The organism is Streptomyces justiciae, from assembly GCF_015163075.1.
Taxonomy (GTDB): Bacteria; Actinomycetota; Actinomycetes; order Streptomycetales; family Streptomycetaceae; genus Streptomyces; species Streptomyces justiciae.
In genome coordinates, this window is record NZ_JADDXU010000007.1 from 134,944 (window position 1) to 160,188 (window position 25,245).

The 25,245-nt window shown below is 71.8% G+C and carries 18 protein-coding genes; 9 read left to right on the forward strand and 9 right to left on the reverse strand.

Annotated elements, in window-relative coordinates; all coding sequences use genetic code 11:
• Positions 1 to 80 precede the first annotated feature (80 nt).
• The 5 genes from IQ210_RS20860 to IQ210_RS20880 all read left to right on the forward strand — a co-directional run bounded on the left by IQ210_RS20860 (position 81) and on the right by IQ210_RS20880 (position 8,314).
• Positions 81 to 4,295 carry a glycoside hydrolase family 38 N-terminal domain-containing protein gene (locus IQ210_RS20860; RefSeq protein WP_194080575.1) on the forward strand — a complete coding sequence of 1,405 codons (4,215 nt, stop codon included), beginning with the start codon at positions 81 to 83 and terminating at the stop codon, positions 4,293 to 4,295.
• The gene (locus IQ210_RS20865; RefSeq protein ID WP_194080576.1) at positions 4,292 to 4,921 is read left to right on the forward strand and encodes a peptidyl-prolyl cis-trans isomerase; all 630 of its coding nucleotides are present in this window, start codon (positions 4,292 to 4,294) and stop codon (positions 4,919 to 4,921) included. Before IQ210_RS20860 ends, IQ210_RS20865 begins: the two co-directional genes overlap by 4 nt.
• Before the next feature lie 134 nt (positions 4,922 to 5,055).
• Positions 5,056 to 6,432: an extracellular solute-binding protein gene (locus tag IQ210_RS20870; RefSeq protein WP_194080577.1), complete on the forward strand. Its 1,377-nt coding sequence runs from the start codon at positions 5,056 to 5,058 to the stop codon at positions 6,430 to 6,432.
• Positions 6,433 to 6,434: 2 nt separating this feature from the next.
• The gene (locus tag IQ210_RS20875; protein ID WP_194080578.1) at positions 6,435 to 7,436 is read left to right on the forward strand and encodes a carbohydrate ABC transporter permease; all 1,002 of its coding nucleotides are present in this window, start codon (positions 6,435 to 6,437) and stop codon (positions 7,434 to 7,436) included.
• A complete protein-coding gene (locus IQ210_RS20880; RefSeq protein ID WP_194080579.1) occupies positions 7,433 to 8,314 on the forward strand; it encodes a carbohydrate ABC transporter permease in 882 nt (293 codons plus the stop codon). Before IQ210_RS20875 ends, IQ210_RS20880 begins: the two co-directional genes overlap by 4 nt.
• Here IQ210_RS20880 and IQ210_RS20885 read toward each other — a convergent pair.
• The gene (locus IQ210_RS20885) at positions 8,304 to 10,547 is read right to left on the reverse strand and encodes a glycoside hydrolase family 3 N-terminal domain-containing protein (RefSeq protein ID WP_194080580.1); all 2,244 of its coding nucleotides are present in this window, start codon (positions 10,545 to 10,547) and stop codon (positions 8,304 to 8,306) included. The genes IQ210_RS20880 and IQ210_RS20885 overlap by 11 nt on opposite strands.
• The gene (locus IQ210_RS20890; RefSeq protein ID WP_194080581.1) at positions 10,531 to 11,631 is read right to left on the reverse strand and encodes an N-acetylglucosamine kinase; all 1,101 of its coding nucleotides are present in this window, start codon (positions 11,629 to 11,631) and stop codon (positions 10,531 to 10,533) included. Before IQ210_RS20890 ends, IQ210_RS20885 begins: the two co-directional genes overlap by 17 nt.
• A gap of 8 nt (positions 11,632 to 11,639) precedes the next feature.
• Here IQ210_RS20890 and IQ210_RS20895 point away from each other — a divergent pair, with 8 nt between their 5' ends.
• Complete coding sequence (locus IQ210_RS20895; protein WP_194080582.1) at positions 11,640 to 12,899, forward strand: glycoside hydrolase 5 family protein; 1,260 nt, start codon at positions 11,640 to 11,642, stop codon at positions 12,897 to 12,899.
• On the opposite strand, the gene IQ210_RS20900 is transcribed toward IQ210_RS20895, so the two are convergent.
• Complete coding sequence (locus IQ210_RS20900) at positions 12,896 to 14,383, reverse strand: glycoside hydrolase family 3 protein (RefSeq protein WP_194080583.1); 1,488 nt, start codon at positions 14,381 to 14,383, stop codon at positions 12,896 to 12,898. The genes IQ210_RS20895 and IQ210_RS20900 overlap by 4 nt on opposite strands.
• A gap of 244 nt (positions 14,384 to 14,627) precedes the next feature.
• Between IQ210_RS20900 and IQ210_RS20905 the strand changes: the two genes are divergently transcribed.
• Positions 14,628 to 15,608 carry a lysylphosphatidylglycerol synthase transmembrane domain-containing protein gene (locus tag IQ210_RS20905; RefSeq protein ID WP_194080584.1) on the forward strand — a complete coding sequence of 327 codons (981 nt, stop codon included), beginning with the start codon at positions 14,628 to 14,630 and terminating at the stop codon, positions 15,606 to 15,608.
• Positions 15,609 to 15,613: 5 nt separating this feature from the next.
• Here the strand turns inward: IQ210_RS20905 and IQ210_RS20910 are convergent, their stop codons facing one another.
• A complete protein-coding gene (locus IQ210_RS20910; protein ID WP_194080585.1) occupies positions 15,614 to 16,858 on the reverse strand; it encodes a nitrate/nitrite transporter in 1,245 nt (414 codons plus the stop codon).
• A gap of 212 nt (positions 16,859 to 17,070) precedes the next feature.
• On the opposite strand from IQ210_RS20910, the gene IQ210_RS20915 reads away from it, so the two are divergent.
• A complete protein-coding gene (locus IQ210_RS20915) occupies positions 17,071 to 18,666 on the forward strand; it encodes an alpha/beta fold hydrolase (protein ID WP_194080586.1) in 1,596 nt (531 codons plus the stop codon).
• Positions 18,667 to 18,692: 26 nt separating this feature from the next.
• Here the strand turns inward: IQ210_RS20915 and IQ210_RS20920 are convergent, their stop codons facing one another.
• The 5 genes from IQ210_RS20920 to IQ210_RS20940 form a co-directional block, all read right to left on the reverse strand.
• On the reverse strand, positions 18,693 to 20,039 hold the full coding sequence (locus IQ210_RS20920; protein ID WP_194080827.1) for an NAD(P)/FAD-dependent oxidoreductase: 1,347 nt from the start codon (positions 20,037 to 20,039) through the stop codon (positions 18,693 to 18,695).
• 514 nt (positions 20,040 to 20,553) lie between these two features.
• The gene (gene msrB / locus IQ210_RS20925; protein WP_194080587.1) at positions 20,554 to 20,961 is read right to left on the reverse strand and encodes a peptide-methionine (R)-S-oxide reductase MsrB; all 408 of its coding nucleotides are present in this window, start codon (positions 20,959 to 20,961) and stop codon (positions 20,554 to 20,556) included.
• Positions 20,962 to 20,974: 13 nt separating this feature from the next.
• Positions 20,975 to 22,363 carry a UDP-N-acetylmuramate--L-alanine ligase gene (gene murC, locus IQ210_RS20930; protein ID WP_194080588.1) on the reverse strand — a complete coding sequence of 463 codons (1,389 nt, stop codon included), beginning with the start codon at positions 22,361 to 22,363 and terminating at the stop codon, positions 20,975 to 20,977.
• Between the two features lie 88 nt (positions 22,364 to 22,451).
• Positions 22,452 to 22,925 carry an indole-3-glycerol phosphate synthase gene (locus IQ210_RS20935; protein ID WP_194080589.1) on the reverse strand — a complete coding sequence of 158 codons (474 nt, stop codon included), beginning with the start codon at positions 22,923 to 22,925 and terminating at the stop codon, positions 22,452 to 22,454.
• A 133-nt stretch (positions 22,926 to 23,058) separates the two neighbouring features.
• Complete coding sequence (locus IQ210_RS20940; RefSeq protein ID WP_194080590.1) at positions 23,059 to 23,925, reverse strand: pyrimidine reductase family protein; 867 nt, start codon at positions 23,923 to 23,925, stop codon at positions 23,059 to 23,061.
• Positions 23,926 to 23,962: 37 nt separating this feature from the next.
• On the opposite strand from IQ210_RS20940, the gene zapE reads away from it, so the two are divergent.
• Positions 23,963 to 25,087 carry a cell division protein ZapE gene (gene zapE, locus IQ210_RS20945; protein ID WP_407699713.1) on the forward strand — a complete coding sequence of 375 codons (1,125 nt, stop codon included), beginning with the start codon at positions 23,963 to 23,965 and terminating at the stop codon, positions 25,085 to 25,087.
• Positions 25,088 to 25,245 lie beyond the last annotated feature (158 nt).

Here is a 25,245-nt window from a genome sequence, read left to right on the forward strand (position 1 = left end):
AGACATAACTGAAGATGGTTGTTTGAATCATCCTCGCGATGCCAGGATGGGGCTCCGCCGAGCATCCTCGTAGGAGACCCATGCGCGTCACCTCTGTCGAGTCGACCGAGCTTTTCGTCGGCACCGCCGAGCAGCCGTACCAGGTGGTGGTCGCGGAGATCGAGCACGTCCCGGGCCGCCAGGTCCGCCTCACGGCCGAGGGCCCGGGCGTGCGGAGCGTCGGGGAGATCCTGGCCACCGTCGGCGAGGACGGGACCGTACGCGCCGAGATACCCGTGACCGGCGACGGCGAGCACGTCACGGTGACCGCGACCGACGACTCCGAGACCGCCCGGCGCACCGCCCCGTTCACCGCCGCCGAGCCCGGCTGGACCATGTTCATGGTCAGCCACTTCCACTACGACCCCGTCTGGTGGAACACCCAGGCCGCCTACACCGAGACCTGGGACGTCGCCGACGACCCGGCCTCGTCCGGGCTGCCGGCCCGCACCTTCGACTCGCGCGGCCAGTCGGGCATGAGCCTGGTGCGCGCCCACTGCGATCTCGCGCGGCGCGACCCGGCGTACACCTTCGTGCTCGCGGAGGTCGACTACCTCAAGCCGTACTGGGACGCCTTCCCGGAGGAGCGCGCGTTCCTGCGCGAGCTGATCCGCACCGGCCGTGTCGAGATCATGGGCGGCACCTACAACGAGCCGAACACCAACCTCACCGGCGCCGAGGCGACCGTACGCAACGCGCTGTACGGCGACGGATACCAGCGCGGGGTCATGGGGGCGTCCCCCGAAACCGCCTGGCAGCTCGACGCGTTCGGGCACGATCCGCAGTTCCCGGGGCTCATGGCGGACGCCGGGATCACGTCGAGTTCCTGGGCGCGCGGCCCGTTCCACCAGTGGGGGCCGACCCTCTCCGTCTTCGGCGAGGAGCCGCGCGATCCCCAACGCATGCAGTTCCCGGCGGAGTTCGACTGGATCGCCCCCTCGGGGCGGGGCATCCTCACCGCCTACATGGTCAACCACTACGGCGCTGGTTGGGCCATCGACAACGCTCCCACCCTGCCGGAAGCGGAACAGGCCGCCTTCAAGCTGTTCCGGGGTCTGAAGAAGGTCGCGCTCACGCGCAACGTTCTGCTTCCGGTGGGTGGGGACTACGCGCCGCCGTGCCGGTGGGTGATGGGCATCCACCGGGACTGGAACGAGCGGTACGTCTGGCCGAGGTTCGTCAGCGCGATCCCGCGCGACTTCTTCGCCGCCGTACGTGCCGAGTTGGAGGCGGAGGGGCGCAGGGCCTCGCCGCAGACGCGGGACATGAACCCGGTCTACACCGGCAAGGACGTCTCCTACATCGACACCAAGCAGGCCCAGCGGTACGGCGAGACGCTCCTCGCCGACGCGGAGGCCTGGGCCACCCTCGCCTCCCTCGTCGCCGGGCACCCCTACCCGGACGCGGCGCTGGACAAGGCGTGGCGGCAGCTGATCTACGGCGCCCATCACGACGCGATCACCGGCTCGGAGTCGGACCAGGTGTACATCGACCTGCTCACCGGCTGGCGGGAGTTGTACGACCTGGCGGAAGCCGTGCACGCCGATGCGACGGACGCGCTGGCCCGCAGGGTGGCCCAACTTCCGGGGTCGGACAAGGATTTGGTGGTCTTCAACGCGGCCACCCGGGAGCGGCGGGACGTGCTCGCCGTCGCCTACCCGGGGATGGTCCCCCTGGACGACACCGGTCTGCCGCTGCCCGCCGTACGGGAGGAGAACGGTGAACTCCGGGTCGTCGTACCGGAGGTACCGGGCCTCGGCCTCAAGACGCTGCCGCTCGCCGAGGGTTCGGTCGGCGGCTGGGCGCCCGGCGAGGGGACGACGATCCGGAACGAGTTCTACGAGGTGAGCGTCGACCCCTCGCGCGGCGGCGGCGTCAGCAGTCTGCGCCAGGGCGGCCGCGAGCTGCTGCGCGCCGGCGACATCGGCAACGAACTCGTGGTCCAGGAGGAGTACTCGAGGCACCCGCGCTTCGGCGAGGGCCCCTGGCATCTCACCCCGACCGGCACCACCGCCGCCCGCAGCAGGGATGTCACGGCTGACATCGATGTCGAGCACTCGCCCGCCGGACAGCGCATCACCGTCCGCGCCGACCTCGGCCTCTTCCGCTACACCCAGCGACTCACCTTGTGGAAGGGCGTCGACCGGCTCGACGTCTCCACCACCGTCGACGGCTACGACGGCGCCGACCGGCTGATCCGGGTGCGCTGGCCGTCCGACGTGCGCGGCGGGCTGCCGGTGCACGAGGTGGCGGACGCGGTGATCGGGCGCGGCTTCGGGTTCGTGGAGGTGGACAGCGAGCAGTTCCCGTGGACGCTCGACAACCCGGCCAACACCTGGTTCGGGCTCGGTTCGACCGCGCGGGTCGCGGTGCACGACGACTCCGGCACGCTGCTGGGCCAACGGGCCGTCGGGGTCGCCGAGTTGGTGTACGACGACTGGGACACGGCCGGTGAGCTCGGCGCCCCGCTCGCGGCGGCCCTCGTCCGCGCCGGGGTCACCGCGACCTCGACCATCGCGGGCGGCCCCCGCTACGGCGACCTGGAGGTCGACTCCAACCTGCCCGACCTCCGCATCGCGGTCGGCGGCCCCGACCGCAACTCGGTGGTCGCCGAGGCCCTCGCCATGGACCCGGCCGCCGGACGTGAACTCCGGCGCCAATTGGCCGAGTCGGGGGTGGCCGCCGTATGGGTCGCGCCGCGCGCCTCGCTGCGCGAGGAGTGGGTGCCGGGGGCGGATCTGCGGGACCTGGAGCGGCTGCCGCTGCTGGTGGTCGCGGACACCGGGGACGGCGCCAAGGCGGTCGACGCGCTCATCGCCGACCTCGACGACTTCACCGTGACGGCCACTGCGGCGGGCGGCGGCGAGGCCCTGCCGCCGGGCGACGCCTGGGACGGCCGCAGCTTCGCCGTCCTCAACCGGGGCACGCCGGGCTGCGTGGTCACCTCCTCCGGCGACCTCTACATGTCCCTCATGCGCTCCTGCACGGGCTGGCCGTCCGGCATCTGGGTCGACCCACCCCGCCGCACGGCCCCCGACGGGTCCGCGTTCCAGCTCCAACGCTGGTCACACACCTTCGAGTACGCCGTCGTGGCGGGCGAGGGCGACTGGCGAGACGGCGAACTCCCCGCCCGGGGCCACGAGTTCAACCACCCGCTGACCGCCCGCCTGCGCACCGAGGCCGAGGACGCCGTACTGCCCAGGAAGGGCGCGCTGCTGGGGTTGGAGCCCGCGGGGGAGGTCCTCCTCGACGCCCTCAAGCCGGCCGGCTCGCCGCTGGCCCGGGGCAGCGTGGAGCGGGCGGACCCGGCACGCGGGATCGTGGTCCGGATGCACGAGGTGAACGGACGGGAGGTCCGGGCACGCGTCCGAGGCCCGCTCGCCTGGACCGAGGGCGCCCGGGCCGACGTACTGGAAACTCCCGGGGAACCGCTGACACCGGACGCGACCGGCGTCCTGGACGTCCCCCTGAACGGCTTCGAGGTGGCGACGATCCTGGCCACGCCCGGCGAGACGCCACCCGTCTCGGCGGACCCGGGCATCGCGGCCCACGAGCCCGCCCAGCCCGTCCACACCCGCTACTGGCTCCACAACTCCGGCCCCGCGCCGCGCGGCAACATGCCGGTGACGGTGTACGTCTCCCCCACCGCCCTCACCGCCTCCGCCCCGGTCACGGCAACGGTCCGGATCGCCTCGGAGCTGACCGACGCCTCGGTGTCGGGCACGGTGACCTTCGAGGTGCCGCCGGGCTGGCAGGCGGAGCCCGCCGAACTGCCGTACGCACTGGGCCCCGGCGGCTTCTCCCTGGCCGAGGTCACGGTGACCCCGCCCCCGGACCCCGAGCCCGGCCGACACTGGCTGTCGGCCCGGCTGACGTACGGCGGACAGACGTACGAGGACGTGGTGGCCCTGGACGTCCCGGGCGGACCACCGCCGGGACCGACGCTGATGTGCACCCTGGGCGCCGAGCGGATCACCGTACGGCGGGGCGAACGCGTCCGTGTGCCGGTGACCCTGCGCAACACCACGCGCGGCGCGATCAGCGGCCAGCTGTGGGCGGTCTCGTCCTGGGGCACCTGGGCGGGCGTCGGACCGGGCCTCCAGGGCTTCACCGTGCCGGGCGGGGAGCGGTTGGAGCGCGCGATAGAGGTGGACGGCTCATCGATCCCACCGGGTTCGTACTGGCTGATGGCAAAGGTCGGATGGAACGGCTGTGTCGCTTATACGGAGGCGGTGGAGCTGGAGGTGACGCGGTGACGGAACATGAGGCCGCCGTGGTACGGGGGGAGGCCATTCCGAAGGCGCGGGTGGATGCCCTGCTGCGAGCTGTCCCGCCCCGCGACCGCGAGACCCGTCCCGAGTCCCTGGCGCGAGCCGAACGACAACGCCGTCGCTGGGCGACCCAGGTCGTCGTCGCGGACGAACTGGCCCGCCGGGCCTGTGCGGACCGGGGCCTCGAACCCCCGTCCGAGGTGTCCCCCGCCCTCGTCCTCTCGATCGCCGGGCCCGACGTCGCCGACCTGGGCAGCATCGTCGCCACCGCCCTGGCCCACTCCCCAGCAGCCCGCACCCTCCTCACCGAACTGGAACGCGAGCAGCTCATCCCCGAAGAAGCAGCCTGGGAGTACTACACCCGCAACCGCGACCGCTTCCTCACCCCGGACGCCCTCAGACGCGGCGTGAACCCCTTCCACGGCGCCACGGACGCGGACTTCGTGCCGTACGACCACGCCCGCGCCGCCATCACCGCGGAGCTGCGCCGCGCCGCCGGCAGGCGCGCCTTCTTCGACTGGCTGGACCAGGCCCGCGTGGGCGTGGAGTACGCCCCGGGGCACGAGCACCCGGGCGACCCCTCGCACCCGGACCACGAACACCGGCACTGAGCCGACACCGGCTCGGCCGCGAGAACGGCATCCAAACGCAACACGGCAAACCATTGACCTCCGATGAATTCTGGTCCACCTTTTCATCAATCGGAGTCCAAGTTGGTGATTTGAACCAGCCGAGAGGACAGTTCATGCGTGCGAAGAGACTGACCGGATCCCTTGCCTGTCTCGTGGTGCTGACGCTCACGGCCGCCGGGTGCGGCCTGTCGGGCGGCGGTTCCGGGGACGGGGACGCCACCGCCGGCGGTTGCAAGGTCGACAAGGGCAACGTCGGAACCGGAAAGCTCAGCGGGGAGGTGAAGGGCAAGATCACCTTCCAGACGACCAACTTGAAGAAAGACTTCGGGGACTTCTTCAACGGCGTGATCGCCGACTTCGAGAAGGCCCACCCCGGCACCGAGGTCAAGTGGATCGACGACCCCGGCGACAACACCTTCACCACCCGCACGGTGGCCGACGCGCAGGCCTGCACGCTGGCGGACGTCATCAACGTCAACGCCCCGACGGCGACGGCCCTGACGAAGGCCGGCTATCTGCTGGACGTCGGCACCAAAGACCCGGCCGCCTCCAAGCCGTTCGTCCCGTCGTTCTGGAAGACCGCCGTCTTCAAGGACGGCGACGGCAAGGCGATCCACACCGCGCTGCCCTGGTACACCGGCGGTGTCGTCCTGACGTACAACAAGGACCTGCTGAAGAAGGCCGGTGTCGACCCGGCGAAGCCGCCGACCACGTTGTTCGGGCTGTTCGCCGACTACGAGAAGGTCGCCAAGGCGGGCGACGGGAAGTTCTACGCGACCATGGCCAACCCGGTCTGGCGCATCCCGTCCGACTTCGACCAGATGGGCATCAAGATCCTCTCCGACGACGGCAAGTCCGCCGTCTTCGCCGACGACCCGCGCACCGCCCAGTGGGTGGCCTGGATGGCGAAGCTGTACAAGGCCGGCGCGATGCCGAAGGACTCGCTGTCCTCCAGCAACGACCCCTCCACGCTCTACAGCCAGGGCAAGGTGGCCTACGGTTCGACGAACCCGAGCTTCGTGCGGTTCGTGAAGCAGAACAGCCCGTCGATCTACGACAAGACGGCGGTCGGGCAGCAGCCCTACGACGCGCTCGGCCGGGCCTCCGCCGGTGCCCCGCAGTACATATCGGTCGCCGCGACCAGCAAGAACGCGCCCACGGCACTGTCGTTCGCGGAGTTCCTCACCAACGCCGAGAACCAGACGGCCTGGTGCAAGGATCCGAACGTGGTGATCTTCCCGACCACCACGGACTCGCTGAACGACCCGTTCTTCCAGAACGCCACCGGCAGCGACCCGTTCTCGCAGGCCCGCAAGCTCGTCGCCGACCAGCTCAAGACGGCCAGCACCAACCAGACCAACCTCTCCCCGGCCGTGCAGAACGCGATGGTCGCCCAGGTGCAGCTGGCCATGCAGGGCAAGAAGAGCCCCGAGCAGGCCGTCAAGGACGCCCAGGAGAAGGCGAACGAGCTGCTGAAGCAGGCGGGTTGACGGTGACGGCTCAGATCACGAAGCCGGTTCCGGTGCCCGGTACGGAGACGTCCCTGCCGGGCCCGGCCCCCTCCCGCCTCCGCGCCCTGCTGCCCGGCCCGTCCGCCGGAGCCAACGGGGCCGCGATGTACCGGCGTTGGTGGCTACCGTGGCTGTGGACGGCGCCCGCGATCGTCTGCGCGGTGGTGTTCGGGGTGTTCCCGTTCCTCAACACCGTCCTGCTGTCGTTCACGAACGCCAAACCCCTGGGCGGCGCCGCGAGTTTCGTCGGACTCGACAACTACACGCGGATGCTCGACGACTCGGACTTCTGGCTGGCGACCCGCAACAGCATCCTGTACGCCGTCATCGTCGTCCCCCTGATGGTGCTGCTGCCGCTGATGCTGGCCGTGCTGGTGGAGAAGAACCTGCCCGGCATCGGCTTCTTCCGCTCCGCCTTCTACACCCCGGTGCTGGCCTCCAGCGTCGTCGTGGGCCTGAGCTGGCAGTGGCTGCTCGCGGACGACGGACTGGTCAACACCTGGCTGGAGAAAGCCCACTTGATCAGGTCGGCGATCCCGTTCCTGTCCGACTCGTGGCTGATCCTGCTGTCCGCGATGGGCCTGACCCTGTGGAAGGGCCTCGGCTGGTACATGGTCTTCTACCTGGCCGCCCTCGGGAACGTCCCCAAGGAGCTGCACGAGGCGGCGCAGATGGACGGCGCCGGCGCGGTCCGCCGCTTCTGGCACATCACGATCCCCGGCGTACGGCAGGCCATGATGCTCGTCGGCACCCTGACCGGCATCGGCTCGCTGAGGGTTTTCACCGAGATCTACATGCTGGGCAGCTCCACCGGCGGCCCCGGCGGCGCCGACCGCACCCTGCCGTTCTACATCCGGGACGTCGGCCTGGACCCCATCACCGGCAACGCCGGCTACGGCTCGGCCGTCAGCGTGGCCCTGTTCGCGCTGACGCTGGGGCTGACCCTGCTGGCGCAGCGCCTGACGAAGGAGGACGAGTCGTGACGACGACGGCCCTGGACAAGCGCCGCCGGTTGCTGCCCCGCTGGCGCGACTACGGCAGGCCCCGCGAACTCGTCGTCCGCTACCTGCTGTTGTTCCTCGTCCTCGGTCTCACGGTCGGCCCGCTGCTCTGGCAGCTGCTGGCCTCCCTGAAGGGCACGAGCGAGGACGTCTTCGGCGCGAACGCCACCCTGCTCCCGCACCACCCGACCCTGCGCGCCTACCGGACGGTCTTCGACCAGGTGCCGGTGTGGTCGTACATCAGGAACAGCTTGATCGTGGTCGCCCTGTCGATCACCAGCCAGCTCGTCTTCTCCACCACGGCCGGCTACATGCTCTCCAAGCCCGGCTGGAAGGGCCGCAAGGCGGTCTGGGTGGTGCTCATCGCCTCGATGATGTTCCCCTTCGAGTCGATCATGGTGTCGCTGTTCATCAGCATCCGTGACCTGGGCCTGGTCGACAGTCTGGCCGGTGTCTGGCTGCCCGGCTTCGTCGGCGCGATCAACGTCCTCCTCATGCGCGGCGCGTTCCTCGCGGTCCCGCGCGAGATCGAGGACTCGGCGATGCTGGACGGCGCCAACGAATGGCAGCGCTTCCGCTATCTGTATCTGCCGTCCGCGTGGGGCGCGATCATGGTGGTGGTCATCAACACCTTCATCAGCGCCTGGGACGACTTCCTGTGGCCGTTGATCGTGCTGCGCTCGGAAGGCAACATGACGCTCACGCTGGGCCTTTCCCGCCTCCAGTCGTCGTCGTTCGGCTACGACCAGCGGATGGTGATGGCCGGTTCGGTGATCTCCGTGATCCCGGTCCTGGTGCTGTTCGTGATCACGCAGCGGTGGTTCTACAAGGGCGTGTCCTCGGGAGCGGTCAAGATCTGAGGTCGAGCCGGACGGGTACGGCGCTGAGCGCCGCCCGCGCCGACTCGGCGACCCGGAGCTCCACCAGGCCCGTCAGCTCACCGTCGAGCGTCAGCGTGACCGTGCGTCGCTCCCCCGCCGCGAGACCGACACCCTCGAACGCGCACAGTTCGAGGGTGCGCGGCCAGCTGGTGGCGATCAGTCGCCGCAGATAGACCTGCACGACCGAACGGCCGTACCGCTCCCCGGTGTTGGTGACATCGAGGGTGACAGTACGGCCGTCCGCGCTCGGCGGCCCGTACGCGAAGCTCGTGTACGACAGCCCGTGCCCGAAGGAGAACTGCGGCCCGGCGTCGGCGTCCACGTAACCGCCGTACTCGGTGTCCTTGTGGTTGTAGTAGACGGGGAGTTGGGCCGCCGAGCGGGGGACGGAGACGGCGAGCCGGCCGCCGGGTTCCGCGAGCCCGAGCAGCACCTCGGCGATCGCCTCGCCGCCCCAGGGGCCCGGATACCAGGCGGTGAGCAGTGCCCCCGCCGTGTCGGGGACGACGTGCGGGCGGCCCTGGATCAGCACGACCGCCGTGGGGGTGCCGGTGGCGACGACGGCGTCCAGGAGCGCGTACTGCGCGCCGCCCATCCGCAGCCCCGCGAGGTCGACGCCCTCACCGCAGGTCATTTCCGAAACGGCGTTCAGGGCCGCCCCGTTGGCGGCGAAGTCGGTGTCCGGCGTGCGGGCGCTGCTGCCGCCGAGCACGAGCACGGCGAGGTCGGAGGCGGCGGCCGCGGCGACCGCCTCGGGGATACCGGAGAGGTCGTCGCCGGTGAGGGCGCAGCCACGGGCGTGCCGGATGTCGACGCCGGGCGGCGCGAGGCGGCGCAACGCGTCGAGGACGCTGCTGCCGGTGCCGGGCGGCTGCGGGGCGGTGTAGTCACCCAACTGGTGTGCGGTGGTGGCTGATTGGGGGCCGAGGACGGCGATGCGGGAGACGCCGGCGCCGAGGGGGAGGGTGCCGTCGTTGGCGAGGAGGGTGACGGCGGCGCGGGCGAGGTCGAGGCTGAGGGTCCTGCCGCCGGTGGGCGCGGCGGATGGCTTCTGCTGCCGATCGAACAGCCCCAGGCGGAACTTGAGGCGCAGGACGCGGGCGACGGCCGCGTCGAGGACCGTCTCCTTCACCAGCCCGCGCTCCACCGCCTCCTCCAGGTGCGTGAACCCCTCGTCCCAAAGGCTCAGATCCACACCGGAGTTGAGCGCGAGCGCGCCCGCGGAGACCTTGTCCCCGGTGATGCGGGCCAGCCTGTCGACGGCGAGCCCGTCCGCCATCACCAGCCCCTCGAACCCCCACTCCTCCCTGAGGAGTTCGGTCAGCAGGGCGCGGTTGCCGGAGCAGGGCATGCCGTCGACCTCGTTGTAGGCGGCCATGACGGCGGCGGCCCCGGCACGGACGCCCGCACGGGCGGCGGGAAGATGGATCTCGTGCAGTTCCCTGAGCCCCAGTTCGGACTCGGCGGAGTTGCGGCCGCCGACGGTGGCCCCCTGCCCGGCGAAGTGCTTGAGGACGACAGGGGCCTTGTCGGGGGCGAACAGCTCGCCCGAGCCCTGCATCCCGCGCACCAGCGCCTCCGTCAGACGGGCGGCCAGGTACGGATCCTCCCCGAAGCACTCCTCGGTACGGCCCCAGCGGGGGTCACGGGCGATGTCCAGGGCGGAGACGAGGGCGACATGGCCGCCGCGGGCGCGCAGTTCGGCGGCGGCGTGGGCGGCGGCGCGCCCGTACAACTCCGGGTCCCAGGTCGCCCCGACGGCCAGGTTGACCGGCAGGACCGTGCTGTCGAGGGCCATGAGGCCGTGCGGGACCTCCTCGACGAACAGGGCCGGGATGCCGAGGCGGCTGCTCTCGACGACATGACGCTGGACGAGGTCGGCGAGCTCGGCGGCGTCCTCGGCGCCCGGTCCGCTGCCGTGCTCGACGCCGGACCAGGCGTCGGCGCGCTGGAGTCCGTACAGGGCACCGAGTCCGGCGAACCGCTCGGTCTCGGCGCGGAGGGCGTCGGTGAGCTCGAAGCCGCCGTCAGGGGTGCGGCGGTAGGCGTCCCAGCCGTACATGCGCTGGTTGAGCTGGCCGACCTTCTCGCGCAGGGTCATGCGGGCGAGCAGGTCCTGGACGCGGGCGTCGAGGGGGGCGGCGGGGTCGCGGTACGTGGTCACAGGCGGCGTCCGTGGTCGAGTCGGTACGTGGTCACAGGCGCCGTCCATGGTCGAGCCGAGCGAGGGCTACGGCTCCCTGGCAGCCGTCCGGGACCCAGTCGAGGGTCGGTACGAGGGTGTGCAGCCGTGAGGTCAGAGGGCCTTCGGGGCCGAGGAGGCCGCCCGTGGCGACGATCCGTTCGTCCGGGCACGGCTTCAACGCCCTTACGGTGTCGGCGAGATGGGCAGCCGCCTCGTCGAGGATCGCCTCCGCGACGCCGTCCCGCCGCTGTGCCGCTTCGGCCACCAGCGGGGCGAACCGGGCGAGCCGGATGGGGGGTTCGGCCATGACGGCGGGGAGGAGATGCATGCGGTAGGCCTCGCGGTGGAGTGGGGGCCACCTGAAGGGCGGAGTGCCCTCGGGGGCGTGCGACCCGTCGCTCTCGGCGCCTTCACCGTCGTACGACGAGACCTCCTCGTACGGCAGGCACTCGCCCGGCACCCCCAGCGCCCGCCCGACGAACAGCGCAAGCCATGTCGCCGGGCCCCGCCCGTCCGCCATCCGCAGCGCGGCCCGTACCGCGCTGCGGCCGATCCAGAAGCCGCTGCCCTCGTCGCCGAGGAGCCAGCCGTCGCCGTCCACGGTGGTCGTGGCGCGGCGGTCGGTGACGCGCATCGCGACCGCGCCGGTGCCCGCGACGAGGGCGAGGCCGTCGGCCGGGGTGCCGGGGGCGGAGGCGAAGGCGGCTTCGATGTCGCTCCAGATGCCCAGGCGCCCGGCCGGGATGCCGAGGCGGTCCAGCGCGGCGGTGAGCGCGGTGCGGGCGCGGACGGACCCGGGGTCGTCGGGTGAGGCGGAGGTGGCGCCGGCGAAGCCGCCGGCGACCGCGACGACCCTGGCGCGCGCCGAGTCCGGTACGGCGGCGGCGAGCGCCTCGACGAGGTGCTCGACGAGCTGCGCCGGCGGCACAGTCAGGGCGTTGCCCGGCCCGCCCGCTCCCTCGCCCAGCACCCGCCCGCCCTCGGCGCCCGAGGCACGGGCGGGGGCGAGCAGCGCGCGGGTGCGGGTGCCACCGGCGTCGAGGCCGACGACCAGCTCCGCCCCTCGAAGGTCCCGTGCCACTTCCGCTTCCTGGTTCAAATCATTACCCATCGCCGACTATGGTGATTGATACATTCGCGCAGGACAAGGCCCGGCCCGGGGAGGATCCCATCCGTACGCTCCGCTTCGGCGTCAACTACACGCCCCGCCACGGCTGGTTCCACTCGTGGTACGACTTCGATCCGGGCCGTGCCCGCGAGGACCTGGCCCAGATAGCCGGCCTCGGGCTCGACCACGTCCGGGTGTTCCACCTGTGGCCGCTGCTCCAGCCCAACCGCACGCACATCCGCACGTCCGCGGTCGACCAGCTCGCGCACCTCGTCGACCTGGCCGGCGAGGCCGGGCTCGACGTCCTGGTGGACGGCGTCCAGGGCCATCTGTCGAGCTTCGACTTCTACCCGGAGTGGACCCGCAGCTGGCACCACCGCAACGTGTTCACCGACCCGGACGCCATCGCGGCCCAGGCGGACCTGCTCCGCACCCTCGGCCGCGCCCTGGCCGGCCGCCCGCACCTCATCGGCCTCCAGCTCGGCAACGAGCTCAACAACCTGGTCGAGCACAACCCGGTGACCCCGGCCGAGGTCGACCACTACCTGGACACGCTCCTCGCCGCCGCCCGCGACGGGCTGGGCGCGCACGGCCTGGTCACGCACTCCGCGTACGACGCCGCCTGGTACGGCGACGACCACCCGTTCACCCCCGAGGCCTCGGCCCGCAAGGGGGATCTGACCACCGTCCACCCGTGGGTGTTCTCCGGCGACTGCGCCCGCCGTTACGGCCCGCGCTCCCCGCAGGTGCACCATCTCGCCGAGTACGGCACGGAGTTGGCGAAGGCGTACGCCACCGATCCGGCGCGTCCGGTGTGGGTGCAGGAGACGGGCGCGCCCGAGCCGCACATCCCGGCGGCCGACGCCCCGGAGTTCGCGCGGGCGACCGTGCGTAACGCGGCCGAGTGCGAGGGGCTGTGGGGGGTGACGTGGTGGTGCTCCCACGACGTGGACCGCTCGCTCGCGGACTTCCCCGAACTCGAGTACACCCTGGGCCTGTTCGACGCGACCGGCCGCCCGAAGCCGATCGCCGAGGCGCTGGCTGAAGCCGTCGCGGAGCCGCACACCGTCCAACCCCGTGACATGGCACTGGTGTTGGAGTGCACGCCAAGCACCCGTTCGGTGTCCGGGCCGGGCGGGGAGTACTTCGAGGCGTGGATGCGGATGCGGGAGCGCGGGGTCCGTCCGGCCGTCGTACTGGCCGAACGGGCCGAGGACGACGGGTACTTGGCGGCCCGCGGGATCAAAACAGTGCTGCTGCCGGGCTCCTAGACACCCGTCAGCACCTCCGCGACCGCCCGCAGGTTCACCCGTCCTCGCCCGTACGAGCAGAGGTCGCCGTCCTCCGGCAGCCCGGTGTCGATGCGGATCGCGTCGGGGCGCCGGGCCAGAAGGGCGTCGCGGAGGCGGGCCTGCCAGGGGTGGAGTCCGGCGTCGCAGGTGGCGAGGACGAGGGGCCGGTCGCGGCTGAGGATGCCGTCGACGAGGGCGGCGGGGTCTGCCGGTTCGCCGGTGACGGCCGTACCGGCGGCCGTGGGGTCGAGGGCGAGGACCGGGGTCAGCAGGTCCTCGCCGCCCCAGTTGAGGGCGGGGTGCGGCGGCGGGAACAGGTCGACGACATGGGCCCCGCGGACGGCGGACGGCACACCCCGGCCGCCCGCTGACCGCCGTACGGCACGGCGTGCGGCCTCCAGGCCGGCCTCCGCGTCCCAGGCGGCGACGGTTCCGGCCGGGGTGGCGTACCGCTCGGCGAGCCGGCGCACCCGCTCCGCCGCCTCCCGCACCCGCTCCTCCGGCAGCACCCCGGAGCGCAGCGCGTCGAGGACCGCGTCCCGGCAGGCCAGCGTGACCTCCAGATCCGGTACGGCGACGATCACCTGGTCCGCTCCGGCGGCGAGCGCGATCCGCGCCCCGGCCGCCTCCCCGTACTGATCCGCGATCGCCTTCATCTCCAGGGCGTCACTGACCAGGACGCCGTCGAAGCCGAGGTCGTGCCGGAGCAGGTCGCCGAGGATGCGGCGGCTGAGGGTGGCGGGGCGGTTGGCGTCCAGCGCGGGGAAGACGACGTGCGCGCTCATCAGCATCGGCACACCCGCGGCGACGGCGGCGCGGAACGGTTCGAGGTCGACGAGGAGTTCGTCGTACGGCCGCGGGTCGACGGCGATGCCGTGGTGGCTGTCGGTCTCGGTGCCGCCGTGGCCGGGGAAGTGCTTGGCGCAGGAGGCGATGCCGCGGCCTTCGGTGGCGGTGATCCAGGCGCGCAGATGGCGGGCGGCGAGCTCGGGGTCGGCGCCGAAGGAGCGGGTGCGCACGATCGGGTTGTCCGGCCGGTGCTGGAGGTCGGCGACGGGGGCGTACGAGGCGGTGATGCCGAGGGTCGCCAGGTGACCGGCGAGGGCGTCGGCGCAGCGGGCGGTGAGGTTGGGGTCGTCGGCGACGCCGAGGGCGTAGGAGCCGGGGACCTCGGGCGCGTCCGCCGCGACCAGGTGTCCGATGCCGCCGCCCTCGTTGTCGATGGCGACCAGCAGATCGGGCCGCAGCGCCCGCAGCGCGTCGGTGAGCTCACGGACCTGTGCCGCGTCGCGCACGTTGCGGGTGAACAGGATGACCCCGCCGAGGCCCCGGTCGATCAGCCGTTTCAGGGTGTCGGGGAAGGTCGTGGTGCCGTCGAACCCGGCGACGAGACAGCGGTGGGCCGCCTCGTCCAGGTCGGACGGGAGGAGGGGGCCTTCGAGGGCGTTCGCTGCATGGGTCACCTTGGGAATTCTTCTGGCTGGTTCAGCCGGAAGTCAACATGGGTATGGATTGTTTGATTCATCACTGCTGTGTGCATGACGGATCCGGCGACTCGTCCCCGGTGATTCGGCTCTCGGACACCCGGCTGTCACACGGCCGGGGCACGTTTCGCTCGTCCCCGCTTCACCCGCACCACCCCGCTCCCCTCCCCGCCTCCCCTCCGCCCGTTCCCCGCGGGCGCGACGTGGAAGGACGACGTGTGCCGTGACCCTGCTCCCGCTCGAAGAGCTGCCCCGCCCGCTGCCCAGCGCTCCCGCGCGTGTTCCCGCCCGTCTGCTGCGCACCGGGCTCAGCCTGCTGCCGCTGCTCCTGATCGGCGCGTGGGCCGCGATCGATCGGCACTCGCTGGCCGACGGCGCCGCCCGGCTCGCCTCGGCCGACCCCTGGTGGCTGCTGGCCGGGGTGGCCTTCACCCTCCTCGGCTGGGTGTCCGCCGCGTGCGTGCGGCAGGGCGCCCTGCCGGAGCGGCTGCCGCCCGGGCTGCTGCTGGCGTCGCAGTTCGCCGCCGGCGCCGCCAACCACGTCCTTCCGGCGAGCATCGGCGCCCACGCGGTGACGCTGCGCTTCCTGCAACGCCAGGGCGTCCCGCTGCCCCGTGCGACCGCCTCGCTCGCCCTGTACTCGCTGGTCAGACCGGTGGCGAAGACGTTGGTGCTGGTCGCCTTCGTGGTCCTGTCCCCCGGTCTGCTGCGGCTCGGCGACCTGGTGCCGGACTGCCGGACCCTGCTGCTGCCGGTGGCGGCCGCGGTCCTCGCGCTGGTCGGCGCGACCCTGTTGCTGGTGTTCGTCCGCCCGGTACGCGGCTTCGTCCGCACCGCCCTCACCGACGTACGTCATCTGCACACCCGTCCGTCCCGTTTCCTAGCCCTGTGGGGCGGGGCGGCCGCGGCCCCGCTGCTCCAGGCGGGCGTGATCTTCTCGGTCGGCGCCGCGCTCGGCCTGTCCCTGTCCTGGACGGAGGTCGCCTTCGCCTTCCTGGCCGCGAGCACCGCGGTCGGGGCGGTACCCGCGCCCGGCGGCATCGGGCCGGTGGACGCGGCGCTGGTGTTCGCGCTGGCCGCCTTCGGCGCACCGACGGGGTTGGCGACGGCGACGGTCGTGGGCTACCGGGTGCTGACGGTGTGGGTGCCGCTGCTGCCGGGGGCGTTGGTCCTGTCGGCGCTGGTGCAGCGGAAGGTGCTGTGAGGCCGTCAGCCGGCCCGTTCCTTCTCTCGTCCCGCGTCCCGCATCCGCCCGTACGCGTACACGCACCCCGCCAGGGCCAGGTCGGACAGCAGCATGAAGCCGATGGAGTAGGAGTCCTTGGCGCTGTATACGGCGCCCATGACGAGCGGCGGTACGAAGCCGCCGAGGCCGCCGACCGCGCCGACGATGCCGGTCACGCTGCCGACCTGCGGTTGCGGGGTGACCCGGGCGACCAGGGCGAACACCGCGCCGCTGGTCGCGCCGAGTGCGGCGGCCATCACCAGCAGACAGATCGTGGCGGTCGGTACCAGCGTCGGGTCGAAGGCCTGGGCGACGGCGAGGAGGGCCACCGCGCCGAGGGCGACCGAGGTGACCACGGCCGGGTGGACACGGTCCGACAGCCATCCGCCGATGGGCCGGAACACCACGGCGACCAGGGCGAACCCGGCGGCCCTGGTGCCCGCGTCGGTGGCGTCGAGGTCGTACCAGGTCTTCAGGTAGGTCGGCAGGTAGACGCCGAACGCGACGATGCCGCCGAACCCGATCGCGTACAGCGCGGACAGTTCCCAGGTCACCCGGAGCCGGCCGGCCTGCCCGAGCCGGGTGGTGAGCGGGGTGCTGGGGACGGGCCGTCCGGGCCGGTCGTTGATGAAGAGGTAGGCGAGGACGGCGTACACCGCGAGCGCGATGGCGAGCACGAGGAACGGCAGGTTCTCGCTGTGCTTGTACATCCGGGGCGTGAAGTACCCGGACAGGGCGACACCGCCCATGCCCATGCCGAAGATGCCGAGGGCCGCGCCCCGCTGCTTGGGCGGGAACCAGGAGTTCACCAGCGGAACGCCGATGGCGAAGGTGGTGCCGCCGAGGCCCAGCACGAAGCCCACGAGCACCAGCGCCACATAGGACGTGTGAGTGGGGATGAGCAGCAGGACCGGCACGATCGTCAGCGCGCTGACCAGCGGGAACATCAGCCGGGCGCCGTAGCGGTCGGTGAGCGCGCCGACCGGCACCCGGCCCATTGAGCCGACCAGCACGGGGACGGCGACCAGCACGGACTGGGCGAAGGACGACATGTGCAGGTCGTCGTCGAACGGGCCGGCCAGCGGCGCGATCAGGTTCCACGCCCAGAAGGTGAGCGTGAACCCGACCGTGGACACCACCAGGTTCCGCCAGGCCGCGGCGGAGGGACGCTCATCGCCGCCTGCATCGTGGGCCGCCTTGTCCGCACCGGCCGTCGACACATTGACCATGAACACGCTCCCGGACTCCGCACACGGATGATCACCGAGGACTCCGGCCGCTCAGGACCAACGGAGCCGACGCCTTTCCATGAGGTCACGGGGGCGTCGGACCGGCAACTCGAGTCGCGGCACCTCTCCCTGCCCGGATGACAGAAGAATGTGACCTGCGCCACTCTGAAGGCAGGACTGTCCTTGGAGGGACGGACGAACGGGGGAACGCCATGGCCGACACATCCGCGCCCGCGAGGACCGGGCGGCTGATCGTCTACGTCGGGGGTCTGACCGAGAAGTCCGGCGACGCCGACGAGTTGTTCGCGCGGCTGAGGGGCGAGCCCGGGCACGCCGACGACGAGGTGTGGACGTACCCCGACCCGCTCCGGCCGCTGACGCGCGGCTCGCTCGCGGCCCTCGCGGACACGCTCCATCAGCGCATCGGCGCCTACTGGACGGAGGCCGGCCGGCCGCACGAGATCGTGCTCGTCGGACACAGCGCGGGCGGCGTGCTGCTGCGCTACGCCTATCTCCGCGGACGCGGCCGACTGGGCGGCCGGGAAGCGGCATGGACCGGCCAGGTCACCCGCATCGTGCTGCTGGCCGCCCCGAACCGGGGCGTCGAACCGTCCAGACTGCGCCGCCCCGTCCGCCTCGCCACGATTTTCGCGGCCGGTGTCGCCCGCCGGTTCGCGTCGCTCGAACTGCTCGCCGGCGCCCCCTTCATGACCGACCTGCGGCTCGACTGGATACGGCTCTTCCGCGAACTCGGTCACCAGGCACCGCTGGTGGTGCAGGTGCGCGGTCTTGCGGACCCGCTCATCGAACCCGAGGACAGCCGGGACGTGGAGGGCGGCCTGACGGGCGCGGAGCTGTACATCCCGCTCGCGAGCCACCAGGACATCGTGCGGATCAGCGGCGTACCGGAGGACAGGACCGGAGAGCGCTACGGCATTCTGCGCCGGGCGATCATCGGCGACGTCGAGATCACCGACCCGAGCCCGCTGCCCGCGGAGGAACGGGACATCGAACGCGTCGTGTTCCTCCTGCACGGCATCCGGGCCGGCATCGGCACCTGGGTGACCGACCTCGGCGACGCGCTCCAGAACGGCGGCCGTCCCGACGGAACCCTGGTGGTGCGGGCCTCCTACGGCTGGCTGTCGGCGTTCAACTTCGCCTTCCCGATCAGCCGGCGCCGGACCCTGCGCTGGTTCCAGGACCAGTACAGCTACCAGGCCGCCCGGCATCCCGGCGCAAAGATCCATTTCGTGGGCCACAGCAACGGCACGTACATGTTCGGGCAGTCCCTCTCCCAGGTGCGCTCACTGCGCTTCGACCGGGTCTACCTCGCCGGCAGTGTGCTGCCCCGTGACTTCGCCTGGCGCGACTTCGCCGACCGGCAGCAGGTCGGCACGCTGGTCAACGCCTGCGGCGCGGCGGACAAGCCGGTGGGCTGGCTGTGCAGCGGACTGCGCGGGCTCGGAATGCGGGACATCGGCGTCGGAGGGTTCTGCGGCTTTGACGTCACGCCGTCCGGCACCGTGCAGTTCCTGAACCTCGCCGGCGGCCACGGTGCCGGGCTGACGGGTGAGCGCCTCCCGGACGTCGTCCGCTACATCCGCGAGGGCGCGCCGCCGAAACCGCCGGTCAAGGCCCCGTCCGGCCTGTTCACCCAGATGTCCCGGCTGGCCCCGGCACTGGCCTGGCTGCTCGCGCTGGTCCTGCTCGCCATGGTGGCCTGGACGGTCTTCGCCTTCACCCTCGTCAAGCTCATCGCCCTGCTGGGCGGGGCGGCGCTGGTGTACGGCGTCCTCAAGGCGGTGTAGCCGAGCCGAACCCTTGCCCGCCCTGCCTACCGAGCCTCCGGCCTCCCCGGAGGCTCCGTCGGTGTCGGCGCCGGCGCCCCGAAGAGCACCGCCCGGGCCACGGCCGGCGCGAACAGCGCGGTGACCGGTGCGGAGAGGTGGAGCACCGCGCGGAAGGCGTCCCCGACGACGGCGTCGCCGGGCGACCTCTCCTGGACCCGGCGCAGATACCAGCCGGTGACACGGTCCGTGGACCGGCCGTCAAGCGCGTTGCCGACCGCGCCGGGCATCTTGCGGTCCGCGCCGGCGGAGATGTCCCAGGCCAGCCGGGACGCCCCGAGCAGCGCCCGCTGCACCCGCCGTGTCGTGGGCGTCCGGCGCGGGTCGGCCAGCGCGTCCCGCAGGGCCACGGCGCTCATCGCGGCGACGGCCATGCCCTGCCCGTAGATCGGGTTGAAGGCGCACAGCGCGTCGCCGGTGGCGAGGAACCCGGCAGGGTGGCCGGGCAGGTCGTAGCGGCGCCGGACGTTCGCGGTGCGCCGGTAGCCGAACGGCGGCGAGAGCGGCTCGGCGTCCGCCATCCAGCGGTCCAGGAGCGGATGCGCGAGCCGCTTGGTGTACGTCTCGAACTCGTCGTCGTCCGTGGGCGGTTCGTCGCCGCGCAGCCCCGAGACGATCACCAGATGGGTGCCGTCCTCCAGCGGCAGCGCGCCGCCGCCGTGGACCTGATCGGTGCCGGGATAGACGTAGTAGCCGACGGTGTCGCCGTCGAGGACGCCCGCCGGGCCGCGGTAGACGCGGGAGGCGTAGGCGAGCCCGGTGTCGATGGTCTCCTCGTGCGGGCGCGCGGCGCCGATCCCGGCGAGCCACTGCGCGGCCTTGGTGCCGCCGCCGGAGGCGTCGACGACGAGGTCGGCCGTCAGGGCCCGGGGTTCGGCGCGCGAGTCGCCGGAGCGGTCCCGTACGAGAACCCCCCGTACCCGGGCCGCGTCACCGGTCAGCCCGACGACGTCGGCGCCCTCCACCACACTGATCGCCGGATTGGCGAGAACCCGCCGTCGCACGAGCCCTTCGAGCTGCGCGCGGGAGCCGGTGTAGATGTACGTCGACGTCGGCACCCGGCGGAACCAGCGGCCGTTCTGCCACAGCACCATGTCCGTCGGCATGCCCACCCGGGGCGCGCCCGCCTCCCGGAGCTCCGTGAGGAAGCCCGGCAGCAGCGACTCCATGGCCGACTGGCCGCCCTGCAACAGGACATGCGGATGCCGTCCCTGCGGCACACCGGGCCGTGCCCCGCCGTCGTCCGGGAAACGGTCACGCTCGACGACGGTGACCCGCTCGGCGTGCCCGGCCAGAGCATGCGCCGCGAGCAGCCCCGCAAGACTGCCCCCCACGACCACCGCATGCCGCCCGCCCCAACGGCCCGTCTCCCCGGCAGAGTTCACCACTGCGCTCCCCTGGTCGCCCGTGTCCTGACTCAAGTCCTGCGAAAACGCTGAGAAGACACAAGTATCCCGTCCCCTACGGCGGGCCGACCGAGTTCCGGTCAGGTGGGGCGGTCGCTGGTCGGGCGGCTGGGGTGGTACTGCACCGCCTCCAGGCCGCCCTGGACAGCGAGGAGATCCGCCTGGCCGGGGGCAGGAGGGTCGAATGAACTAGGGTGCGCCGCATGACCGACCCTGCCCAGTGCCCCACATGCGCTGGCCCCCTGAAGTACGGCGGCCTCGTGCTCACCGTCCGGGAGGACGACGGCAAGCGGACCTGCCGGGCCCTGTGGAAATGCCCCGCCCGACACCTCTGGTGGCAGTGGTCCGACCGCCCGAACGCCCCCTTGGAAACCTGCCCCGTACCGAGCCTGTTCCGCTGACCCGGCCACGCGGATCAGACCGTCCGCGACACCCGCGAGGATCAGCCCTCGTCCGGCGTCAGCCGCAGAGAGATGCTGTTGATGCAGTACCGCTGATCGGTCGGCGTCGCATACCCCTCGCCTTCAAAGACGTGCCCGAGATGCGACCCACACCGAGCACACCGCACCTCCGTCCGCACCATCCCGTGCGACCGGTCCTCGATCAGCTCGACCGCGTCGGTGTCCTTCGGGTCGTAGAAGCTCGGCCAGCCGCAGTGGGACTCGAACTTCGTGGTGGACGTGAAGAGTTCCGCGCCGCAGGCGCGGCAGGAGTAGACGCCCTGCGTCTTCGTGTCGGTGTACTCGCCCGTGAAGGCGGGCTCCGTGCCGGCCTGGCGCAGGACGGCGTACTCGGCCGGGGTCAGCTCCGCGCGCCACTGTTCTTCCGGCTTTTCGACGTCGTACGACATGAAGCTCAGCCCCTCACTTCGACAGGCGGTCCAGGATCTGCGGGCCGAGGTCCGTCACGTCACCCGCGCCCATGGTGAGAACCAGATCGCCCGGCTTCGCCATTCCCGCCACGACCGAGGGGACCTCCGCCTTGTCGTGGACCGGCGTCACGTCCGCGCCCGCCGCCCGGGCCGCCTCGATGATCAGCTCGCTGGTGATGCCGGGGATCGGGTCCTCGCGGGCCGGGTAGATGTCCAGGACCAGGGAGCCGTCCGCCAGGGACAGGGACTGGCCCATCTCCTTGCCCAGCTCCTGCGTGCGGGAGAAGAGGTGGGGCTGGAACACGACCAGGATGCGCGCTTCGCCCGCCGCCGCCCGCATCGCCTCCAGGTCGGCCGTCATCTCGGTCGGGTGGTGGGCGTAGGAGTCGATGACCTGGACCCCGGCCACCTCGCCCTTCAGCTGAAGGCGCCGCTTCACGCCCGTGTACGCCGCCAGAGCCGGCGCCAGCTCGTCCGCCGGGATGCCGAGGGCCACGCCCGCCGCGAGGGCCGCGACCGCGTTGTGCGCGTAGTGGCGGCCGGGGACGGAGACCGTGAAGACGAGTTCCCGGCCGTCCAGGACGACCCTCACCTGGCTCTTCAGGCCCTGCGCCACGACCGACAGGACCCGGACGTCGGCGTCCTCCGCCTCTCCGTACGTCACCGTCCTCACCGACCCCGCCAGGCGTCGCGTCAGTTCGCGCGCGCCCTCGTGGTCGGCGTTGATCACCAGCGTGCCGCCGGGGACGATCTTTCCGGCGAAGGTCTCGAAGGACTCGTAGATCTCGTCCATCGACGCGTAGTTCGCGTGGTGGTCCAGCTCGACGTTGAGGACGATCGCGACCTCGGGCGCGTACTTGTGGAAGCTGCGGTCCGATTCATCCGCCTCGGCGACGAAGATCTCGCCCTCGCCGTGCAGCGCGTTGGAGCCGGGGGCGTCGAGGTCGCCGCCGATGGCGTACGACGGGTTCAGGCCCAGCTCGCTCAGGGACACCGCCAGCATCGACGTCGTGGTCGTCTTGCCGTGCGTGCCCGCGACCGCGATCGGGCGCAGCCCCTCCATCAGGGCGGCGAGGGCGTCGGAGCGGTGCACCACCGGGATGCCCAGTTCCGCGGCGCGGGCCAGCTCCGGGTTGTCCTGGCGGATCGCCGACGACACGACGACGCAGCTCGCGTCGTCGGCGAGGTGCTCCGCCGCGTGCCCGATGTGCACGGTCGCGCCCAGCGCGCGCAGCGCCTCGGCGGTCGCGGACTCCTTGGCGTCGCTGCCCGCGACCTTCGCCCCGCGCTGCGCGAGGATCTTCGCGATCCCCGACATCCCGGCGCCGCCGATGCCGATGAAGTGCGGTCGGTCCATGGCGGTGGGAAGGCCGGGTGCCATGCGTGTCTCCCTGTGCATATGAAACAAGACGGGGCCAAGCCTAAGCCGAGCCGCCGACAGCGACGGACACCCCGGCCTTCGGGCGGACTCACGCCTTGCTGTGCGAGAACAGCTTCAACACCGGCACCCCCACCTTGTGCCGCGCCCGCGACGCCCAGTCCCGGTGGAAGAACTCCTCCACGTAGTGCGGATCGGTCAGCACGATCACCTCGTCCGCGCCGATCTCCTCCACCAGCGACTTCAGCGCGTCCAGCGGGTGGTCCTCGATCAGCCGCCCCTCCGCCTCGCTCCCGGAACCCCGCAGCGCCTGCAAGGACACCTCCAGCGCCCGCTCCCCGAAGTCCTTCGCGGCGTCGCCCTCGGGGACCTCCCGCTCGCGTGCCGCCTCGTCCAGTTCGCCCAGCGCCACGTCGTCGATGGCCCTCAGCAGCCGGTCGGCCTGGTCGCCGCGCGGCTGGAGGAGCACGTGGAAGGAGACCTGCTCGTCCCCGTGCAACGTCGTGACGAACTCCACGTCGGCGGACGTCAGGGCCTTCTCGATCATCAAAACGCTTGTGAACACCGCGCGCCCCTTCTGCGGAAACCATCCTGCCCCGTGATCTCACGGGGACTGCGAGATTCAGTGTGCCCTTCGGAAGCTAAACGGAACGGTTGATTCCGCCGTTTTCGGGACCGGCGGTACCACTGATCGATTTTCAAGTGCGCTGGTAGCGGCCGAAGAGAAACCCCTCCTCCTCCAAAAGGGACACCAGTGCGAACCGTTGCGGAACCGCGACAGAAGGCCCCCCGGCGATCCGCTGGGCGTCCCCCGCGGTGAGCATCGGGGCGACGGTCAGACAGAGCTCGTCCAGCACGCCCGCGGCCACGAGCTGCCCGAGAAGACGGGGGCCGCCCTCGGTGAGCAGACGGGTGAAGCCGAGGTCGGCCAGCGCCTGCACGGCCCGCGCGGGCTCCACGCCGACCCCGTCACCGGCGACGACCACCCGGGCGCCGGCCTTCTCCGCCGTGGCGACCCGGTCGGGAGCGGCGGCCGCGCCGGTCAGGATCAGGGTGGGGACGAGGGGGGAGGTGAAAAGCGGAAGGGAGAAGTCGAGGTCGAGGCTCGCGCTGACGATCGCGATCGCCGGTGCCGGTCCCTGCCCGGCCGCCTCCCGGGCCTCCGCGAACTCCGCACGCGCGCGTGCCGGCCGGTACCCCTCCTGGCGTACCGTTTCGGCGCCTACGACGACCACGTCCGCCAGCCCCCGCAACGTACCGAAGATCCGCATGTCGGCGGCGGTGGAGATGGGCTGCGACTTCCCGTCGTGCTGGGCGGCCCCGTCGAGCGTGGAGACCATGTTGGCCCGCAGCCAGGGAACAGGGGCACCGGCAGCGTCCGTGACCGACTCGGGGTAGGCGTACGCGGCGGCCAGCTCCTCGAGGCTCCACTCGCCATCGGCCGGCTCAACCCCCCGAGCGGCAGCCCCAGCCCCCTCACTGGCACCCCCCGCCACCACACCCCCGCCGCCACCATCGGAGGCCCTCGTCGCTGTCTGGTCGGTCACAGGGAACAGGCGTCGCATGTCGTGCAGTGTGGCACGACGCCTACCATGGGGAACCGTGTCGTCCTCCACCGCCGCCTCCGGGATCAGCCCGATAGCAGACGCGGCCCCCGTGTCCCTGTGCGCCCGCGAGCCGCACGTCCCCGCCGACCGTCTGGTCGCCGAGATGGTGCCGCCGCCGCGCTTCGACTCGGTCCGCTTCAGCACGTACCTCCCGGACCCGAACCAGCCCAGCCAGTTCGAGGCCGTCAAGGTCCTCGAGGGCTTCGCGGGCGGGCTCGGCGGGGCGCACGCCGTCGCCGGCGGCAAGCGCGGCTTCTTCGGGTTCGGCAAGGGCAGGGACAAGGCGAAGGGCAAGGGGGCCAAGGTCCCCGCCGGTCCGCGCGGTGTCTATCTCGACGGCGGCTACGGCGTCGGCAAGACCCACCTGCTCGCCTCCCTCTGGCACGCCACCCCGGCCGAGCCCTCCCTCAAGGCCTTCGGCACGTTCGTCGAGCTGACCAACCTCGTGGGCGCCCTCGGCTTCCAGCAGACGGTCCAGACGCTCTCGAACCACCGCCTCCTGTGCATCGACGAGTTCGAGCTCGACGACCCGGGCGACACCGTCCTCGTCTCCAGCCTCCTGCGCAAGCTCGTCGACGCGGGCGTCGCGCTCGCCGCCACCTCCAACACCCTCCCCGGCAAGCTCGGCGAGGGCCGCTTCGCGGCGGTCGACTTCCTGCGCGAGATCCAGGGGCTGAGCGCCCACTTCCGCACCCTGCGCATCGACGGCGAGGACTACCGGCACCGCGGCCTGCCCGAGGCGCCGGCGCCGTACTCCGACGAACAGGTGACGAAGACGGCGTACGCCACCGCCGGCGCCTCGCTCGACGACTTCCCGCAGCTGCTGGAGCACCTCGCCCGCGTCCACCCCAGCCGCTACGGCGCGTTGACCGATGGCCTGAAGGCGGTCTGCCTGACAGACGTGCGGCCGGTTCCGGACCAGTCGACGGCGCTGCGGCTCGTGGTCCTCGCGGACCGGCTCTACGACCGTGAGGTCCCGGTCCTCGCCTCCGGACTGCCGTTCGACCAGCTGTTCAGCGAGGACATGCTCAAGGGCGGGTACCGCAAGAAGTACTTCCGGGCGATCTCCCGGCTCACCGCGCTGGCCCGTGACGGCAAGCGGCTCGCCGAGTCCGCCTAACCCGGCGAAAGCCCCCAGGTCAAGGGTCAGTTCACGCCACGGCACCCGCACTTTTCAGGCTCTCTTCAGCTCGAAACGCTAAGTTAACCCTGCAAACAACTTTGCAGGGTTAACGTGTTTCTTGACCAGCCGTTGACCAACGCTTGGTCTGCGCGTAA

What these genes read in the sequence shown, in the direction of transcription:
- msrB (WP_194080587.1), bottom strand. Translation starts at nt 20,961, where the DNA reads ATGTCGTACGACGTCGAAAAGCCGGAAGAACAGTGGCGCGCGGAGCTG.
- IQ210_RS20895 (WP_194080582.1), top strand. Translation starts at nt 11,640, where the DNA reads ATGGTGATTGATACATTCGCGCAGGACAAGGCCCGGCCCGGGGAGGAT.
- IQ210_RS20940 (WP_194080590.1), bottom strand. Translation starts at nt 23,925, where the DNA reads ATGCGACGCCTGTTCCCTGTGACCGACCAGACAGCGACGAGGGCCTCC.
- IQ210_RS20860 (WP_194080575.1), top strand. Translation starts at nt 81, where the DNA reads ATGCGCGTCACCTCTGTCGAGTCGACCGAGCTTTTCGTCGGCACCGCC.
- IQ210_RS20890 (WP_194080581.1), bottom strand. Translation starts at nt 11,631, where the DNA reads ATGGGTAATGATTTGAACCAGGAAGCGGAAGTGGCACGGGACCTTCGA.
- IQ210_RS20915 (WP_194080586.1), top strand. Translation starts at nt 17,071, where the DNA reads ATGGCCGACACATCCGCGCCCGCGAGGACCGGGCGGCTGATCGTCTAC.
- IQ210_RS20885 (WP_194080580.1), bottom strand. Translation starts at nt 10,547, where the DNA reads ATGGACGGCGCCTGTGACCACGTACCGACTCGACCACGGACGCCGCCT.
- IQ210_RS20910 (WP_194080585.1), bottom strand. Translation starts at nt 16,858, where the DNA reads ATGGTCAATGTGTCGACGGCCGGTGCGGACAAGGCGGCCCACGATGCA.
- IQ210_RS20870 (WP_194080577.1), top strand. Translation starts at nt 5,056, where the DNA reads ATGCGTGCGAAGAGACTGACCGGATCCCTTGCCTGTCTCGTGGTGCTG.
- murC (WP_194080588.1), bottom strand. Translation starts at nt 22,363, where the DNA reads ATGGCACCCGGCCTTCCCACCGCCATGGACCGACCGCACTTCATCGGC.